The organism is Streptomyces sp. NPDC101219, from assembly GCF_044767675.1.
GTDB lineage: Bacteria > Actinomycetota > Actinomycetes > Streptomycetales > Streptomycetaceae > Streptomyces.
The window spans coordinates 416933-433129 of sequence record NZ_JBIWOK010000004.1 but is presented as its reverse complement, the minus strand read 5'-3'; the positions used below and the strand labels follow the sequence as shown (position 1 = coordinate 433129).

Below are 16197 nucleotides of genomic sequence, written 5' to 3'. Positions count from 1 at the left end.
CGGGGTGGTGGGGGCCCGGGGGGCCCCCCCCCCGGGGCGCCCGGGGGGGCCCGGGCGCCGCCCCCCCCGGGGGCCCCCCCCCCCCGGCGCCGCCCCCCCCCCCGGGCGGGGGGGGGCGGCGGCGCCGTGTGCCGGTCCGGGCGGCCCTCCTCACGAGGGGCCGCCCGGTGGGTTCACTTCCCCGTGCTGCCTGCCCTGGACCGGCCGCCCGAACGGGGCTCACCGATCCCGGACTTCCCGTGCCCGGAGCCGCCACGGCCCTTGCCCCGGCCGCGCGACCCGCCGCCCTTGCCCCGGCGGCGCGCGTACGCGTCGAGCTCGATGGCGAGCGGCGAGGCGGTCAGCACCGACGAGTAGGTGCCGACCAGCATGCCGATCAGCAGGGCGAGCGCGAAGTCGGTGAGCGAGTCACCGCCCAGCAGCGCCAGCGCGAACAGGATGAACAGCACACCGATACCGGTGTTGACCGTGCGGGGCACCGTCTGCAGGATCGCGAGGTTCGTCACGTCGCCCAGCGGTGCCTTGCCGTCCTTGCGCCACAGCTCCCGGATGCGGTCGAAGACCACGACGGAGTCGTTGACCGAGTAACCGATCACGGTGAGCAGCGCCGCCAGGAACACGCCGTCGATCGGCTTGCCCAGCCAGGCGAAGATACCGGTCAGGATGATCACGTCGTGCGCCAGCGCGCTCACCGCGCCCGTGCCGAACATCCACCGGAACCGGAAGGCCAGGTAGACCAGCTGGGCGGCGAGGGCCAGCCCCAGCGCGATCAGCGCGTTGCGCCGCAGTTCGTCGCCGAGGCTCGGGCCGATCAGCTCGTCGCGGACCTTCTCGGCGCCGTCGCCGACCTTGTCGATGGCCTCCTGGACCTTGACGGCCTCCTGGTTGGTCAGCTCCTCGGTGCGCACCGTGAGCTGGTTGTCCCCGGAGGACTGCACCACGGCCTGCGGGAATCCCGCGTCGGCCAGGGCGGAGCGGGCGTCGTCGGGGTCGACGGTCTGGGTGGTGGAGTACTCGATGAGGCGGCCGCCGGTGAACTCGACACCGAAGTTCAGCCCCCGCACGACGATGCCGGAACCGGCGACGACGAGCACGAGCGCGGACACCAGCAGCCAGCGGCGCGGGTTGCGCATCAGCTGCGGGTTGCGGCGGGTGAGGTACTCGCGGACCCGGCCGATCGAGGCCAGACCGGTGACCTGCGGCCGGCGGTGCACCCAGCGGCGGCGCACCGCGAAGTCGGCCAGCACCCGGGTGATCACCAGGGCGCTGATCATGGACGCGATGACACCGATGCCCAGCGTGACACCGAAGCCCTTGACCGGGCCGGAGGCGAGGAAGAACAGCAGGGCCGCCGCGATCAGCGTGGTGACGTTGGAGTCGGCGATCGCGCTGAAGGCGCCCTTGAAGCCGGCGGTGAGCGCGGAGCGGCTGCTGGCCCGGTTCCGGGAGCTGTACTCCTCCCGGGCCCGTTCGAAGACCAGCACGTTGGCGTCCACGGCCATACCGATGGCCAGCACGAAACCGGCGAGACCGGGCAGGGTCAGGGTCGCGCCGAGCGCCGCCAGACCGGCGTAGGAGATGACGCCGTAGCAGGCCAGGGCCACCGTGGCGAGCAGACCCATGAGCCGGTAGACGACGATGATGAACAGCGCGGTCAGCGCGGTGCCGACGAGGGCGGCCCAGGCGCTGGCCTCGATGGCCTCGGCACCCAGCGTGGGGCCGACGGTCCGCTGCTCGACCGTCTCGACCGGCACCGGCAGGGCGCCGCCCTTGATGAGCAGGGCGAGTTCCTTGGCGTCGTCGCTGCTGAAAGAACCGGTGATCTGGGTGGTGCCGCCGGTGATACCCACGTTGCAGGCGACGGACGGGTGGACCTGCGGCGACGAGATGATCTTGTTGTCGAGGACGATGGCGACGCGGCGCTTGGGGTCGCCCTCCGGGTTGCACGCGGCCTGACCGGTCAGGTTGGCCCAGTCCTTGTCGTTCTTGAAGTCCACGGAGACGAACCAGCCGGCGGCGTTCTGCTGGTCGAGGCCGGCCTCGGCGTCCTTGACGTCCTCACCGGTCATCTTCGCGGGCGCGAGCCGCAGACGCTGACCGTCCTCGTCGGCCAGGACGCGCTCGCCCTTGTCGTCCGGCTTCGTCTGGACCTCGCCGGTCTCCGCGCCGAGCACCGGGTGCACGGACAGCTGGGCCGTCTGGCCCAGGACGTCGGCCGCCTTGCGCGGGTCCTGCAGACCCGGCAGCTCGACGATGATCCGGTTCTCACCGGAGCGGACGATGGACGGTTCGGCGACGCCGAGCGCGTCGACCCGGCCGCGCAGGACCTCGAGCGCGCGGTCGGTCGCCGCGGCGTCGGCCTTCGTGGTCTCGGTCGAGCGGGTCTCCAGCACGATCTGGGTGCCGCCGCGCAGGTCCAGCCCGAGACGGACCGGGACGGTGGCGGCGACGAACACGGCCAGGGCGACCACGGCGAACGCGAAGAACGCCCTGATCCGGTTGGAGCTTTGCGCTGTGGAACTTTTCACTGGTGCCTCCAGCGGCACACCGCGGCCGGAAAGGCCGGCACGGCGGGGGAGAGGGGGGGAAGAACGGGGACTCTCAAGCGCTGGTGGACGACGGCGGGGCCCGGCCGAGGTCGGACGGCACGTACGCGGCGACGAGCTGCCCGTGCCCGGACACCGGGGCCGGACGCACCGGTCCGTGCGGCACCCGCGGCGTGTAGGGAGGCGTGAACAGGAGGTGGCCGGAGGGAGCGGTGCGCTCACCGGCGTCGCGCAGCGACCGCAGCAGGAGGGTGCCGCTGCCGGAGTACGCCTCGTCGGTGTGCGGATGGCTGTCGTACGGCTCGAAGGACGCCGCCGGCACGGCCGGTGCGTCCGGGGAGGACGCCTCCCCGGCGGGCACCAGCCGGGCACCGTCGGTGAAGGCGAGGGTCAGCAGGACCGCCGTCAGGGCCAGGAGGCCCGCGACGACGCGGTGCGGAAGGCGGGCGGCATGTCCCGGCCGGTGGGTGCTCAAGGCTCGACGAGTCCCGCGCGGATGGCGTACCGGGTGAGGTCCAGGCGGTCCCGGAGCCCCAGCTTGCTCAGCAGGTTCTCCCGGTGCCGCTGGACGGTCTTGACGCTGATGAACAGCAGCTCGGCGATCTCCTTCGAGGAGTGCCCCTCGGCGACCAGCTTGAGGACCTCCTCCTCGCGCGGGGTCAGCAGCTGCTCGGGGGCCTCCTCACCGTCGCGCACCCGGTCGAGGTAGTTGCGGATCAGGGCGGTGACCGCCCCCGGGTAGAGGAACGGCTCGTCCCGCATCGCCGCCCGGCAGGCGGCGACCAGGTCCCGGTCGGCGACGGACTTCAGCACATAGCCGCCCGCGCCCGCCTTCAGGGCCTGGAACAGGTACTGCTCGTTGTCGTGCATGGTCAGCATCAGGATGCGCAGCCCCGGCTTCAGCGCGGACAGCTCACGCGCGGCCTGCAGACCGGTCAGCCGCGGCATGGCGATGTCCAGCACCGCCAGGTCGATGTCGTGCGTGCGGGCCATCGCGATGGCCTCGGCGCCGTCCCCGGCCTCGGCGACCACTTCCAGGTCGGGCTCCCGGTCCAGGATGAGCCGGACCCCCCGACGGACCAGGGCATGGTCGTCGGCGAGCAGAATCCGGATCTTGGCCGGGTGGTCCTGGTGGTTCATGACTGCTTCCTGACGGCGGGCACGGTGAGCCGGATCCGGGTGCCGGACGGCGACGCGGGGCTGATGTCCAGTGTGGCCCCCAGCAGCAGTGCGCGTTCCCGCATCCCGCGGATCCCCGCACCCTCCCGGGCCACGCCGATGCCGCGCCCGTCGTCCTCCACCTCCAGCACGACCGAGTGGTCCCCTTTCCGCAGGCTCACCCGGACCGTACCGGCGTCGGCGTGCCGGGCGGCGTTGGTCAGCCCTTCCTGCGCCACACGGTAGATCACCAACTCGGTCTCCTGGTCCAGCGCGGGCAGATCGGAATCGTAGCCGCGGATCACCCGCAGACCGGTATGCGTGGCGAATTCGGTGGTGAGCGAGGTGATGGCGCTGACCAGACCCAGGTCCTCCAGCACTCCCGGCCGCAGCCGGCGTACCAGGCGGCGCACCTCGTCCAGGCTCAGCCGGGTGATCTCCTGCGCCTGCTGGAGTTCCTCGCGCAACGGGTCGGACGCCTCGTCGGCGGCCCGCTTGAGGGCCAGCAGGATGGCCGTCATGCTCTGCCCGACCTCGTCGTGCAGCTCCTGGGCGATGCGGCGCCGCTCCGCCTCCTGCGCGAGGATCGCGCGGGCGCTGCTCGCGGCCCGCTCCTTCTCCAGCCGGTCCAGCATGGCGTTGAAGGTGCTGACCAGGTCGGACACCTCACCGCCGCCGTGCACCGGCAGGCGCTGACCGGGACGCAACAGGTCCACGGTGGCCATCAGCCGGGTCACCCGGTCCAGGGGGGCCAGCCCGATGCGCAGCAGCGTGGCGTTGGCGACCAGCATCACGGCGAGACCGCCGACCAGGATGACCGCCTCGGTCAGCAGGATGGGCACGGACACCGTCACGGGGGCCCACAGCAGCAGCGCGGTGGCCAGACCGAGCACCACCGCGTTCAGGCCGAAGATCCGCCAGTACAGGGACACCGAGGTCTCGCCTTCCTCTTCCTTGACCGGCTTCGCTGTCGACATCACCGCGCCGTGTCGGCAGCGGCCACGGCCCCTTGTCCCGGCGAACAGCGGCCAGCGTGCACGGGCCCCGCCTTGCTCGTCCATGGGGTCCGTGCCCCATTTTCCCCCTGCCGCCGGACCCACGCCGGGCGGGGTGGGTCCTGCGACCCCGCACAGATGGGCTCCATGGCCGATGGGCGGCGGACGGACTTGCGGCCATGGTGAAGACACCACCCCCTTTTCCTTCTTCAGATTTCCTTCTTCAGAGAGGACCCCTTCGTGTCGCTCGACCTGCCCCGCACCGAAGCGCGTACCGACAACCCGGCCTCGGACGAGATCCGACGCCGCCTCGAGCACGCCCGATCTACCCGCCTCGCCCAGCTCAAGGCCCTGGACGAATCGGGGCAGAGCGCCGACGACCACTTGATGTCGAACCAGAAGGACTCCATCAAGCGCGTCCTCACGGAGATCGACGAGGCTTTCGCCCGCGTCGACGACGGCACCTACGGCACCTGCCTCGGCTGCTCCAAGCCCGTGCCGCCGGAGCGCCTGGAGATCCTCCCGCACACCCGGCACTGCGTCGCCTGCCAGCGCCGCGCGGCCTGACACCGGCCGTTCCGCACGTCCGTTTCTCCTCTCCGCTGACCGCACAAGGGGTGCAGTGGTGACCCACCAGACCGTCGGTGAGCACAACACGGTCCTCTCACCCGAGGACCTCGCAGCGCTGCGCGAAAACCTGCTGGAGCAACGGCTCTTCCGCCAGGAACAGCTCCGGCAGTTCGCCGCGGACCCGCTGCCCCGCGCCGAGGAGCGGCCGCAGCGGGACGCCGGCGAGATCGAGGTCGGCATCCGGCTCGCCGCCTCCGCCCGCATGGTGCTCGCCGACGTGGAGGCGGCACTCGGCCGCATGGAGACGGACACCTACGGCAGGTGCCACCTGTGCCGCGGCGCGGTCGAGCGGGACCGCCTGCTGATAGTGCCGCAGGCCCGCTACTGCGCCCGCTGCCAGCAGGTGCGGGAGGCCGCACGATGACCACTGCACACCGGCCGCGCCCGCCCGCACCGGCGCGGCCCCCGGCCCGGGCGGCCACCTCCCGCCCGGGCCGCCACCCCCTTGCCGGCGAACGCACCGAACGGAGGGCCGTCCCGTGACCGTCACCCGGCGTGCCCGCCCGGTGTCCGGGCGGCACACGCACTGGCCGCTGTGCCGACGCTGCTCCGGCATCGCACTCGACCTGGGCAGTGCCCGCACCCGCGCCTGGATCGCCGGCCGGGGCATGGTTCTCGACGTGCCCACCGTGACGTTCCCCGGCAACGGCGCCATCCACCCCATCCAGCGCGGCACCATCATCGACACCGCCGGCACGGCCCGCATGCTCGACCGGCTGCTGGGCCACCGCATGCCGCGGTTCGGCCGCCCCCTGGTCGTCGTCACGGCCCCGGTCCTGGACGGCCTCGCCTTCCGGACCGAGGCCCGTACGGCGGTCGAGATCCTCCGCCCGCGCGCCGTCATCACCGTCCCGGGCGCGCGGGCGGTGGCCCTGGCGGCGGGCGCCGACGACGCCAAACCGCTGCTCGTCGTCGACATCGGCGCCCACCTCACCGAGGTGGTGCTGCTCTCCGGGGGTGCGGTGACCGACGCCCGCCGCACCGCGCTCGGCACCGCCGACCTCGGCGACGGCACGCCCCCCGAACGCATCACCGACGCCGTGGTGGAGATGGTGACCGCCATGCTGCGGCAGGACCGCACCTCGGTGACCCGTACCGCCCTGCGCCGGGGCGTCCTGCTGTCCGGGGGAGGTGCCCTGCGGCCCGAGGTCACGCACAGCCTGCCCGGCCGGCTCGGCTGCCCGGTCCAGCCGGTGACGTCCCCGCACACCGCCGCGGTCCGCGGGGCCGCCGGACTGCTGGCCGCCGAGCACCACCATCCCCCGGCCGGCGGCGCCGTCTGACCTCCGGCGGCCCGCCTCCCGTTCCTCCTGCTGCCCCTGTACCCCTGCGCGACCACCCCGGAAGGGAGCACCACGTGGCGGGCGAGATACCTCCCGCACAGCCCCCCGACCCGCCCCGCGACCGTGCGCCGCGGCGGCGCAACCCCCTGCGCCGCCGCACGGACACGCTGCGGACTTGGTGCGGGCTCGGGGTGCTGCTGACCGTACTGGTGCTGGCCCCGGTGGCCGCCGTGGTGGCGGCCGACCTCGCGCACCGGCACTACGACGGCGTCGCCCGCCACCAGGAGCGGACCCGCTACGAGACGACCGCGACCGTGCTCCACGACGTCCCGCGCCATCCGGAGCCGGGCTCGGACGAGGAGAAGGAGACCCGCTATCCGGCGGAGGTCAGCGTCGTCACCCGCGAGGGCCGCACCCGGACCACGACGGCCGACGTCCCGCCGGGCATGCCCGCGGACAGCCCGCTGCGGATCTGGATCACCACCGGCGGCGAGGCGACGCAGGCGCCACTGACCGACGAGGACGTCCGCAGCCGCAGCATGGGCTGGGCCCTGCTGGCCGCCCTCGGCGTCGTCCTCACCGGGGCCGCCACGCACGCCGCGGCCCGTTTCGCGCTGCGCCGACGGGACCTCGCGGCCTGGGACGCGGCCTGGGCCAGGACGGCACCGGGCTGGACCACACCCACCTGAGCGGGGGCGGCGCCCGCCGCCAACGGAGCCCGGCCAGGGAGGACTTGACCGGGCGCCGGGCGGGCACCCTCCCCGCCGGGCCTTTCCCGCGCTTCATGCGGTTGTATGGCCCGGCGCGGCCGGGGAACTGCCGGGGCCTGGCAAAGATTTCCGCCCGGACGGCGACCGTCCCGCTCCCCGCCCGGGTGACGGGCGCCCGGAGGACCCTTCGCCCGCTCCACGTGGCCGACTTGAGCCCCCGTCCGCGGGCGGAACGGGCAGGTCCGGGAGAAGGCGGCATCAAGAACGCGTAAAGACTGCCGGAATCAGGCAATGAAAGACGTCCGTCGGTCATGACACGATGGAGAGGCGGGAGGTCGTCGAGTGGAAGCGGGGCCCGGATGAACTGGTTCGTGGGTCTGGGGATCGCCGGTCTCGTCGTGCTGCTGCTCTCGCTGATCTTCGACGGGGTCCTGGAGGGCCTGTTCGGCGGTGTGCTGGACGGCATGCTCGACGGGTTCCTGTCGCTGCCCGTCATCGCCGGCTTCGTGTCCATGCTCGGCTTCGGCGGCGCCATCACCCTCGGCACGACGGGCCTGGGCGTCACCGGTGCCACGGCCGTCGGCGTGCTGACGGGCGTCGCCGCGGGATGGCTGACCTGGCGGTTCAGCCGGGCCCTGATGAGCGACCAGGACGCCGCCGCACCGCGCGGCGGGGACCTCGTCGGCTCCTCGGCGTCGGTGGTGACCGCCATCCCCGCCGGGGGATACGGCGAGGTGCTGGTGTATCTCGCCGGGCAGCCGCTGAAGCTGGCGGCCAAGTCCGCGGTGCCGGTGGCGCGTGGCACCGAGGTCTGGGTGGAGTCGGCCCTGTCGGCCACGTCCGTCTCCGTCCGTCCCGTCGAGCGCTGACCCACCGCGCGGCCGTCGGGCCGCCGTCCCTCCCAACTGTCCGTAAGTGTCCGTCGCAGATTCGATTCGCCGTCCCCCGGGGAAGGCTGAGGGGATCCACGTTTACATGAGCCCTGTACTGATCGCCGTGATCGGAGTCGTCGTACTCCTGGTCCTGCTGGCCCTCGTGGTCGTCACCCGTTACAAGGTCGCCGGTCCGAGCGAGGCGTTCATCGTCACCGGCCGCCGCGGCAAGAAGTCCACCGACCCCGAGACCGGCCGCATCTTCACCGACAACAGCGGTCAGAAGGTCGTGGTCGGCGGCGGTGTCTTCGTCGTGCCGTTCGTGCAGCAGAAGTTCACCCTGGACCTCTCCAGCCGGCACATCCCGGTGGCCGTCCGGGGCGCGGTCACGCTGCGCGGTGTGAAGGCCAACCTGGAGGGCGTCGCCATCGTCAAGGTGGGCGGCACCGAGGACTCGATCCGCGCCGCCGCCCAGCGGTTCCTGATGCAGCAGAACGGCATCGTCGGGTTCACCCAGGAGGTGCTGTCCGGCGCGCTCCGCTCCATCGTGGGCCGGATGTCCGTGGAGGACATCATCCGGGACCGGGCCGCCTTCGCCGGCCAGGTCGCCGAGGAGGCCGAGGCCAGCCTGTCCGGCCAGGGCCTGGTGCTGGACGCCTTCCAGATCCAGGACATCACCACTGAGGGCTCCTACCTGGAGGACCTGGGCCGGCCCGAGGCCGCCCGCGCCAAGCAGGAGGCCGACATCGCCGAGGCCGTCGCCCGGCGCGCCTCCGAGCAGGCCCGGCTCAAGGCCGAGGAGGAGATCGCGATCGCGCAGCGCACCTTCGCGCTGAAGCAGGCCGAGATCAAGGCCGAGACCGACGAGGCCGCCGCCCGGGCGGGCGCCGCCGGTCCGCTCGCCGAGGCCGCACGGCAGCAGGAGGTCCTCCAGGAGCAGGAGAAGGTCGCCACCCGGCAGGCCGCGCTGACCGACCGCGAGCTGGACACCAAGGTCCGCAAGCCCGCCGACGCCGCCCGCTACCAGGCCGAGCAGGAGGCAGAGGCCCGGCGCATCGCGCTGGTCAAGGAGGCCGAGGCGGACGCCGAGCGGGCCCGGCTCACCGGTGAGGGCGAGAAGGCGCAGCGCGCCGCGCTCGCCGACGCCGTCCGCATCGAGGGTGAGGCCGACGCCGCCGCCATCGCCGCGAAGGGCGCGGCGGAGGCCGACGCCATGCACAAGAAGGCGGACGCCTTCGAGCGGTACGGCGACGCGGCCGTGCTGCAGATGCTGGTCGAGGTGCTGCCGCAGGTCGTCGCCAAGGCGGCCGAGCCGCTGTCCGCGGTGGAGAAGATGACGGTGATCTCCACGGACGGCGCCGGCAAGCTGCCGCGCGCGGTCGCCGACAACGTCGCCCAGGGCATGGAACTGCTCAGCTCCACCACCGGCGTGGACCTCGCGCAGCTGCTCAGCGGACTCGCCGACCGCGGCAAGGCCGCCCCGGCAGCTGCCGCTCCGGCCGCCGCGGCCCCGGCCACCGAGGCCGGCAACGGCAAGGTCGACATCACCGAGTGACGCTCCGCCCACGGTGCCCCGGACGCCTGACGGTGTCCGGGGCACCGTCATGCGGTCAGCCGGACAGGTCGAACCGTACGTCCACGACGCCCTCCACGGCCCGGGTCAGCCGGGCGGCCACCGGCACCAGGGACGTGTCCCGGATCCGGCCGCCGAGGGTGACGACCCCCTCCCGCACCTCCACCCGGACGGTGTCGCCCGCGTCCTGACGGAACACGTGGGGCAGCACGTCCCGGCGCACCTCCGCCGCGATCTCCTCGTCGTCCCGCAGGAAGACCTTCAGCAGGTCGGCGCGGCTCACGATGCCGCACAGCGCCCCCGCGTCGTCCACCACCGGCAGCCGCTTCACACCGCTGCGCGCCATGATCCGCGCGGCCTGCGCGAGGGTCGCCTCCGCCCGGACGGTGACGGCGGGCGCGGTCATCAGCTCCCCCGCGGTCAGCGCGCCCGCCTTGGCCAGGTCGGGGAGGCGGCGCAGCTGCGTGCGGCGGTCGGGGTCGCTGTCCCGGAACTCCTCCTTGGGCAGCAGGTCCGCCTCGGACACGACGCCCGCCACCCTCCCCTCGTCCGCCACCACGGGCAGGGCACTGACCCGCCGTTCCTGCATCGTGCGGACGATCTCCTTGAAGGCGGCGTCACGGCCGACGGCGGCGACGGCACGGGTCATCACGTCGCTCACGGTGTACGGGGTGGCGTGCATGGTGCCTCCTCGGGCGGCGTCGCACCGGTCTGCCGGGCGGATCATCGGAGACTACCGCCGACGCCGGGGGCGCGGGGGTTCCCGCGGCCGGCCCGGGCGGGCGGCGGGGCGGGCTCGTGCCCGGGTGCCGGCCCCGACTCCAGCCTGCACGCCCCGGCGGGACCGGGCCAGGGACCACCCGGTCAGCGGGCCGGGCCCGGAGGTCCCCGGCCGGGGACCTGCTTCTCGGGGCATCTGCGGTCCTGCGCCTGCTCCAGCTCGCGGGGTCTTGCGTCGGCTTCGGGCTCCTGGGCACTCGCGCCGTCTTCGGGCTCGCGGGGATCTGCGTCGGCTTCGGGCTCCTGGGCACTCGCGCCGTCTTCGGGCTCGCGGGGATCTGCGTCGGCTTCGGGCTCGCGGGGATCTGCGCCGCCTTCGGGCTCGCGGGGGACCCGCGCCGGCTCCGGGTCTGCAAGGTTCACCAGTCGGGCGCACGCTCAGGACCCCTCCCGGGACCGGCCCGACGACCGCCGGCCGGGCCGGAGCCCGGGCCCCAGGAAGCCCCCCGACCGGAAGAACCGGAAAAAAGGGCCGGTCGGCCCCCGGCCGGGGACCTCGGGGCCACGGGGCAGGACGGGGTCCGTCGGGGGACCCTGGTGACAAGGGCACCCGCACCCCGGACGACGGGGCGAGCGGTCGTTCGTGGCCCTCGGCGGTGTCCCGCCGGTGCGTGAGGAGGATGCCATGGCTTCGTCACCCCTCGACGACAGGACGGTGACCGCGCTGGTCGCCGAGGCCGCGGCGGCGCCGTCCATGCACAACGCGCAGCCCTGGCGCTTCCGCCACCTGGTGGCCCGGCGGGTGCTTCAGCTGCGCGCCGACCTGGAACGGGCGATGCCCCGCTCCGACCCGGACAACCGCGCCCTGCACCTGGGGTGCGGTGCCGCCCTGTTCAACCTGCGCGTCGCCGCCGCGCACGCGGGGCTCGTGCCTGTCACGACCCTGCTGCCCGACCCGGACGAACCCGAACTGCTCGCCGACGTCCGGCTCGACGACCCGGCCGGCGGCTCACCGGTACCGGCCGGCCTCGCGCGGCTGCACCCGGCGATCCGGCAACGGCACACCAGCCGCCACCCGTTCGCCGACAAGGACCTCCCGGAGGAGCTGCGGACCGTCCTGCGGGACGCCGCCGCGAAGGAGGGTGCGCAGCTGCGCTTCGCCGGCGTCTGGCACGCGGAGACCCTGCTCGACCTGGTCCGCGACGCGGAGAGCCGGGACGACCTGGACCCCGGCGCCCGCGAGGACCTGGTGCGCTGGACCCGGCTCGGGGCGGACGCGGACGTCGCCGTGGACGGCGTCCCCGAGTACGCCTTCGGCCCGGACAGGCTGGGCGGCAGGGCACCCGTTCGGGACTTCGCCGGACGCCGCCCGGTCGCCGACCGCGGCTCCAGCGTCTTCGAGCAGGTCGCCCACCTGGCCGTGCTGAGCACCCGCGGCGACGACCCCGAGGCGTGGCTGCGCGCCGGGCAGGCCATGGAACGGGTGCTGCTCGAAGCCACACTGGCGGACCTGGCCACCTCGCTGACCTCGCACGCGCTGGAGAAGCCCGGACTGCGCCTGCTCGCCCGCGACCCGGCGTCCGGAACCGGCGACGCGCAGATGGTCCTGCGCATCGGCTACGGCCCCCGTGGCCCGGCGACGCCCCGCCGCCCCGTCCGGGACATCCTCACAACCGAGTGACCGGATCACCGGCCGAGTGAGCGGATCACCGAGGGGCCGCCCCGGCCCCCGGGGCGGCCTCACCGCGCCGCGGCCGACGCGTTCAGCTCCCGGCCGGTGACCATCTCCGGCTCGATCCGTACGTACACCCCGTCGAGCATCGGCATCCACGAATTGTGGCCCAGTCGCGCCAGCCGCTCCCGTTCGACGGGGTCGGTCACGACGGCGGCCTTGCCGGTGACGACGACGCTCCAGCCCGACCGCGTCTCCGCGTGGAACTCGTCGGCCTCGAAGGCCACGACCACCCCGTCGACGGCGCGCACCAGGTCCGAGGCGGCGGAGGTGCACAGGATCACGGACGAGTCCGTGTCCAGGGAAAAGTTGACCGGGAGCACAGCGGGCAGGGCCTGGCGGGTGTACACCACCCGCCCGACCGGCGCCGTGGCCAGCAGCCGCAGGCATTCCTGCCGTCCGAGGGCGCGGAACACGTCGTTCTGGAACATCGTTCCATGGTCGTCGTCCCGTCCGGCCCGCGGCTAGGGCCGACCGGCCCCCTTCCGCCGCCCGGCGTCGGACACCGCCCGAGAGCCCTGCCTACGCCGTGCTCCGCGCGCCGTCGCCGGCGCCGTGGCGGTCCCGGGGTCCCGCTCCGACCCGGGGGGACGTTTCGCGTCACATCCGGGACCTTCGGCCCCACTGGCACGGGGGCCCCGGACGGGACACTGATCGTGAGGGCGCCGACCGGCGGCCGGGGATCCCCCCGGACCGGGCAGGGGCCCCGCCACCGACCACCTCGGGAGTCCCGTGATGTGCGAGTACTGCGGCTGCCAGTCCCTGACGGCGATCGACGAGCTGACCCGGGAGCACGACGAGGTCGTCCGCCTCATCAGCCATCTGCGGACCGCCCACCGGGAGGGCGACACGGCCCGGATGGCGCGGACCGCCCGTGCGATCGCGCGGGTGCTCGGTCCGCACACGCGGGTCGAGGAGCACGGCCTGTTCCCCGCTCTCGCCGCGGACTTCCCCGACCGGATCGCCCAGCTGGAGGCCGAGCACCGCCGGGTCGACGCCGTGCTGGCCGAGGCCGCCGACGGGACCGCCCCCGCCGACCCCACCTGGCCGGACCGGCTGCTGGGTGCCATGGACCTGCTCCGTTCCCACATCCTCAAGGAGCAGGACGGCGTCTTCCCGGCCGCTCTCGCCCTGCTCGGCACCGAGGAGTGGGAGGCCGTCGAGGCCGAGCGGGCCCGGGCGGGCGGGGCTCTGTCCCCGCCGGCCGGGGCCCGCGGCCGGGAGCCCGCCGGCCCGCCCCGGTGACCGCGGTGCCGGGGGCCCGTGCGGCGGGCCCGTGCGCGGGCCCGGGTGCGGGAATCGCCCACGATTCCTGGCGTGGTGGTGGACCTTCCCACGGAAGGCGGTCGTAGAGTCTGGCCGCCGGAAACCGAAGGCCCTTCACCCGCCTCGCCCACATGCTCACCGCCCCCTCGGCTACCTCACCCGCCCCTACATCGTCTACCGCAGCCGCGACGAGCGCCTCGGCAACCGGCCCCCGCACCGCGGCTGGGAACGCACCGGCTGACCGGCACCGGACGGCGCTCAGCGGGCCCCGACCCGACCGGCGGCGGGCGGCCGGCCACCCCGTAAAGTGCCTACCCGATGCCCTCCGGACCCCTAGGAACCCGCACGTGACGCCCGCCCGACCCGCCCCGACCGCCCCGGTGACCGTCGTCGGGATCGGCGCCGACGGCTGGCGCGGACTCCCGCCCGCCGCACAGGCCGTGCTCCTCGACGCCGAGACCGTGATCGGCGGAGCGCGCCAACTGGCGCTGCTGCCCCCCGAGTGCCGCGCCGAGCGGGTCCCCTGGCCGTCACCGCTGCGGCCCGCCGTCCCCGGCCTGCTCGACGCGCACGCCGGCCGCCGCATCGCCGTCCTCGCCAGCGGCGACCCCATGTTCCACGGCATCGGACGCACCCTCACCGGCCTCCTCGGGCCCGGCGCCGTGCACGTCCTGCCGCACCCCTCGTCCGTCACCCTCGCCTGCGCCCGCCTCGCCTGGCCGGTGGAGGACACCCACGTCGTCACCCTCGTCGGCCGCCCCACCGCCCGCCTCGCCGCCGCCCTGCACGACCGGCGGCGCCTGCTCGTGCTCAGCGCCGACGCCAGCACGCCCGCCGACGTCGCCGCCCTGCTGCGCGACCGGGGCTTCGGACCGAGCCGGATGCGCGTCCTGGAACAGCTCGGCGGCCCCCGCGAACGCACCACCGGCTGGACGCCCGCCGACGACTGGCCCGGCCGGGAGGACGCCGGCGACCCGCTCAACGTCGTCGCCGTCGACTGCCGGCGCGCCCCCGGCACCCTGCGCCTCGGCGCCGCCCCCGGACTCCCCGACGCGGCCTACGAACACGACGGCCAGCTCACCAAACGGCACGTCCGCGCCGCCACCCTCGCCGCCCTCGCCCCCGCCCCCGGGGAACTGCTGTGGGACATCGGGGGCGGCTCCGGGTCCATCGCCGTCGAGTGGATGCGCACCCACCCCGCCTGCCGCGCCGTCACCGTCGAACGCGACCCCGTCCGGGCCGCGCGCATCGCCCGCAACGCCGACCGGCTCGGCGTGCCGGCCCTCGACGTGGTGACCGGTTCCGCGCCCGCCGCCCTAGCGCAACTCCCCACTCCCGACGCGGTGTTCATCGGTGGCGGCCTCACCGCCCCGGGACTCCTCGACGCCTGCTGGGACGCGCTGCCCGAGGGCGGACGGCTGGTCGCCAACACCGTGACCCTGGAGTCCGAGGCGCTGCTGGCCGACGCCCGCCGCCGCCTCGGCGGCGAGCTGGTGCGCCTGTCCGTCGCGCACGCCGTGCCCGTGGGGGGCTTCACCGGATGGCGGCAGGCGATGCCGGTCACCCAGTGGGCCGTGGAGAAGACGTCCGGACCGACCGGCCCCGACGCGGCAGGACCAGGAGCAGACGCATGACCGTGTACTTCATCGGCGCCGGGCCCGGCGCCGCCGACCTCATCACCCTGCGCGGCGCCCGCATTCTGGCCGCCTGCCGGGTCTGCCTCTACGCGGGCAGCCTGGTGCCCCCCGAACTCCTCGCCGAATGCCCGCCCGGCGCCCGGCTGGTGGACACCGCGCACCTCGACCTGGACCGGATCACCGCCGAACTGGTCCGCGCGCACGAGGAGGGCCACGACGTGGCCCGGCTGCACTCGGGCGACCCGTCCGTGTTCAGCGCCGTCGCCGAGCAGATGCGCCGCCTCGACGCGGCCGGAGTGCCCTACGAGGTCGTCCCCGGCGTGCCCGCCTTCGCCGCGGCGGCCGCCGCCCTGAAGCGCGAACTGACCGTGCCGACGGTCGGCCAGACCGTCATCCTCACCCGCGTCGCCCAGCAGGCCACCCCCATGCCCGAGGGTGAGGACCTCGCCACCCTCGGCCGCAGCGGCGCCCTGATCGTGCTCCACCTGGCCGCCCGGTACGTCGACCGCGTGGTCGCCGAACTGCTCCCGCACTACGGCGCGGACTGCCCCAGTGCCGTCGTCGCCCATGCCTCCCGCCCCGAGGAACTGGTCCTGCGCGGGACGCTCGACGAGATCGCCGGGAAGGTGAAGGAGGCGGGCGTGCTGCGGACCGCCGTCATCATGGTCGGCCGCACCCTGGGCGCCGAACAGTTCCGCGACAGCCACCTGTACTCCCCGGAACGCGACCGGCATGTCTGCTGAACGGGCCGTCCCGGTCCTGCGGGTGCGGGACATGGACACCTCGCTGCCCTGGTACGCGCGGCTCGGCTTCGGCCCGCGCTGGGAGCACCGGTTCGGGCCCGGCTTCCCCCGCTACGCGGAACTGGCCCGCGGCCCGGTCCGCCTGCACCTGTCGGAGCACGAGGGCGACGCCCGGCCGGACGGACTGGTGTACCTCCGGCTCGCCGATCCCCGCGCGGTGGCCGCCGAGTTCGGCGCCGAGCTGAGGGACCAGCCGTGGGGGCCCGAGGTGGAACTCCGGGACCCCGACGGCAACCGCCTGCGGGTGGGCCCCCTCGACGACTGAACCCGGC

The 16197-nt window shown here is 74.5% G+C and carries 17 protein-coding genes and 1 pseudogene; 12 read left to right on the top strand and 6 right to left on the bottom strand.

The annotated features are described in order from the left end of the window. Positions 1-173: 173 nt before the first annotated feature. The 4 genes from secD to ACIRPP_RS10575 all read right to left on the bottom strand — a co-directional run bounded on the left by secD (position 174) and on the right by ACIRPP_RS10575 (position 4681). On the bottom strand, positions 174-2528 hold the full coding sequence (secD, locus tag ACIRPP_RS10590) for a protein translocase subunit SecD (RefSeq protein ID WP_403639906.1): 2355 nt from the start codon (positions 2526-2528) through the stop codon (positions 174-176). Between the two features lie 73 nt (positions 2529-2601). Further along, a complete protein-coding gene (locus tag ACIRPP_RS10585) occupies positions 2602-3021 on the bottom strand; it encodes a hypothetical protein (RefSeq protein ID WP_403639903.1) in 420 nt (139 codons plus the stop codon). After that, the gene (locus ACIRPP_RS10580) at positions 3018-3686 is read right to left on the bottom strand and encodes a response regulator transcription factor (protein WP_164335340.1); all 669 of its coding nucleotides are present in this window, start codon (positions 3684-3686) and stop codon (positions 3018-3020) included. The genes ACIRPP_RS10585 and ACIRPP_RS10580 overlap by 4 nt, the downstream gene beginning before the upstream one ends. After that, complete coding sequence (locus tag ACIRPP_RS10575) at positions 3683-4681, bottom strand: HAMP domain-containing sensor histidine kinase (protein WP_403639900.1); 999 nt, start codon at positions 4679-4681, stop codon at positions 3683-3685. The genes ACIRPP_RS10580 and ACIRPP_RS10575 overlap by 4 nt, the downstream gene beginning before the upstream one ends. Before the next feature lie 258 nt (positions 4682-4939). Here ACIRPP_RS10575 and ACIRPP_RS10570 point away from each other — a divergent pair, with 258 nt between their 5' ends. From ACIRPP_RS10570 to ACIRPP_RS10545, 6 genes are all read left to right on the top strand, one after another. Next, complete coding sequence (locus tag ACIRPP_RS10570) at positions 4940-5266, top strand: TraR/DksA family transcriptional regulator (protein ID WP_192235847.1); 327 nt, start codon at positions 4940-4942, stop codon at positions 5264-5266. A 55-nt stretch (positions 5267-5321) separates the two neighbouring features. Continuing rightward, a complete protein-coding gene (locus ACIRPP_RS10565; protein ID WP_403639896.1) occupies positions 5322-5693 on the top strand; it encodes a TraR/DksA family transcriptional regulator in 372 nt (123 codons plus the stop codon). 115 nt (positions 5694-5808) lie between these two features. Continuing rightward, complete coding sequence (locus tag ACIRPP_RS10560; protein ID WP_164438042.1) at positions 5809-6612, top strand: rod shape-determining protein; 804 nt, start codon at positions 5809-5811, stop codon at positions 6610-6612. A 74-nt stretch (positions 6613-6686) separates the two neighbouring features. Next, positions 6687-7301: a hypothetical protein gene (locus ACIRPP_RS10555; RefSeq protein ID WP_403639893.1), complete on the top strand. Its 615-nt coding sequence runs from the start codon at positions 6687-6689 to the stop codon at positions 7299-7301. A gap of 380 nt (positions 7302-7681) precedes the next feature. Next, positions 7682-8191 (top strand): hypothetical protein, encoded by a 510-nt coding sequence (locus ACIRPP_RS10550; RefSeq protein WP_164338145.1) that lies wholly within the window; start codon positions 7682-7684, stop codon positions 8189-8191. 106 nt (positions 8192-8297) lie between these two features. Continuing rightward, the gene (locus ACIRPP_RS10545) at positions 8298-9749 is read left to right on the top strand and encodes a flotillin family protein (RefSeq protein WP_164351341.1); all 1452 of its coding nucleotides are present in this window, start codon (positions 8298-8300) and stop codon (positions 9747-9749) included. A 55-nt stretch (positions 9750-9804) separates the two neighbouring features. Here the strand turns inward: ACIRPP_RS10545 and ACIRPP_RS10540 are convergent, their stop codons facing one another. Continuing rightward, a complete protein-coding gene (locus tag ACIRPP_RS10540) occupies positions 9805-10449 on the bottom strand; it encodes a CBS domain-containing protein (RefSeq protein WP_403639890.1) in 645 nt (214 codons plus the stop codon). A 723-nt stretch (positions 10450-11172) separates the two neighbouring features. Between ACIRPP_RS10540 and ACIRPP_RS10535 the strand changes: the two genes are divergently transcribed. Beyond that, positions 11173-12168 carry an Acg family FMN-binding oxidoreductase gene (locus ACIRPP_RS10535; RefSeq protein ID WP_403639887.1) on the top strand — a complete coding sequence of 332 codons (996 nt, stop codon included), beginning with the start codon at positions 11173-11175 and terminating at the stop codon, positions 12166-12168. A 59-nt stretch (positions 12169-12227) separates the two neighbouring features. On the opposite strand, the gene ACIRPP_RS10530 is transcribed toward ACIRPP_RS10535, so the two are convergent. After that, on the bottom strand, positions 12228-12650 hold the full coding sequence (locus ACIRPP_RS10530) for a pyridoxamine 5'-phosphate oxidase family protein (RefSeq protein ID WP_403639884.1): 423 nt from the start codon (positions 12648-12650) through the stop codon (positions 12228-12230). Between the two features lie 304 nt (positions 12651-12954). Here ACIRPP_RS10530 and ACIRPP_RS10525 point away from each other — a divergent pair, with 304 nt between their 5' ends. From ACIRPP_RS10525 to ACIRPP_RS10505, 5 genes and pseudogenes are all read left to right on the top strand, one after another. Then, positions 12955-13464: a hemerythrin domain-containing protein gene (locus ACIRPP_RS10525; protein WP_403639881.1), complete on the top strand. Its 510-nt coding sequence runs from the start codon at positions 12955-12957 to the stop codon at positions 13462-13464. A 131-nt stretch (positions 13465-13595) separates the two neighbouring features. After that, positions 13596-13726: pseudogene (locus ACIRPP_RS10520) on the top strand (respiratory nitrate reductase subunit gamma); the annotation flags it as partial. A gap of 106 nt (positions 13727-13832) precedes the next feature. Beyond that, positions 13833-15119, top strand: a complete 1287-nt coding sequence (gene cbiE, locus ACIRPP_RS10515; RefSeq protein WP_403639878.1) for a precorrin-6y C5,15-methyltransferase (decarboxylating) subunit CbiE — start codon at positions 13833-13835, stop codon at positions 15117-15119. Continuing rightward, positions 15116-15865, top strand: coding sequence for a precorrin-4 C(11)-methyltransferase (cobM, locus tag ACIRPP_RS10510; protein ID WP_403639875.1), 750 nt, complete (start codon positions 15116-15118; stop codon positions 15863-15865). The genes cbiE and cobM overlap by 4 nt, the downstream gene beginning before the upstream one ends. Next, on the top strand, positions 15855-16190 hold the full coding sequence (locus ACIRPP_RS10505; protein WP_403639872.1) for a glyoxalase superfamily protein: 336 nt from the start codon (positions 15855-15857) through the stop codon (positions 16188-16190). Before cobM ends, ACIRPP_RS10505 begins: the two co-directional genes overlap by 11 nt. Positions 16191-16197 lie beyond the last annotated feature (7 nt).

Excerpts from the sequence above, each read along its gene's own strand:
- ACIRPP_RS10580 (WP_164335340.1), bottom strand. The coding sequence starts at position 3,686 with ATGAACCACCAGGACCACCCGGCCAAGATCCGGATTCTGCTCGCCGAC.
- ACIRPP_RS10575 (WP_403639900.1), bottom strand. The coding sequence starts at position 4,681 with ATGTCGACAGCGAAGCCGGTCAAGGAAGAGGAAGGCGAGACCTCGGTG.
- ACIRPP_RS10550 (WP_164338145.1), top strand. The coding sequence starts at position 7,682 with ATGAACTGGTTCGTGGGTCTGGGGATCGCCGGTCTCGTCGTGCTGCTG.
- ACIRPP_RS10545 (WP_164351341.1), top strand. The coding sequence starts at position 8,298 with ATGAGCCCTGTACTGATCGCCGTGATCGGAGTCGTCGTACTCCTGGTC.
- ACIRPP_RS10540 (WP_403639890.1), bottom strand. The coding sequence starts at position 10,449 with ATGCACGCCACCCCGTACACCGTGAGCGACGTGATGACCCGTGCCGTC.
- ACIRPP_RS10535 (WP_403639887.1), top strand. The coding sequence starts at position 11,173 with ATGGCTTCGTCACCCCTCGACGACAGGACGGTGACCGCGCTGGTCGCC.
- ACIRPP_RS10530 (WP_403639884.1), bottom strand. The coding sequence starts at position 12,650 with ATGTTCCAGAACGACGTGTTCCGCGCCCTCGGACGGCAGGAATGCCTG.
- ACIRPP_RS10525 (WP_403639881.1), top strand. The coding sequence starts at position 12,955 with ATGTGCGAGTACTGCGGCTGCCAGTCCCTGACGGCGATCGACGAGCTG.
- cobM (WP_403639875.1), top strand. The coding sequence starts at position 15,116 with ATGACCGTGTACTTCATCGGCGCCGGGCCCGGCGCCGCCGACCTCATC.
- ACIRPP_RS10505 (WP_403639872.1), top strand. The coding sequence starts at position 15,855 with ATGTCTGCTGAACGGGCCGTCCCGGTCCTGCGGGTGCGGGACATGGAC.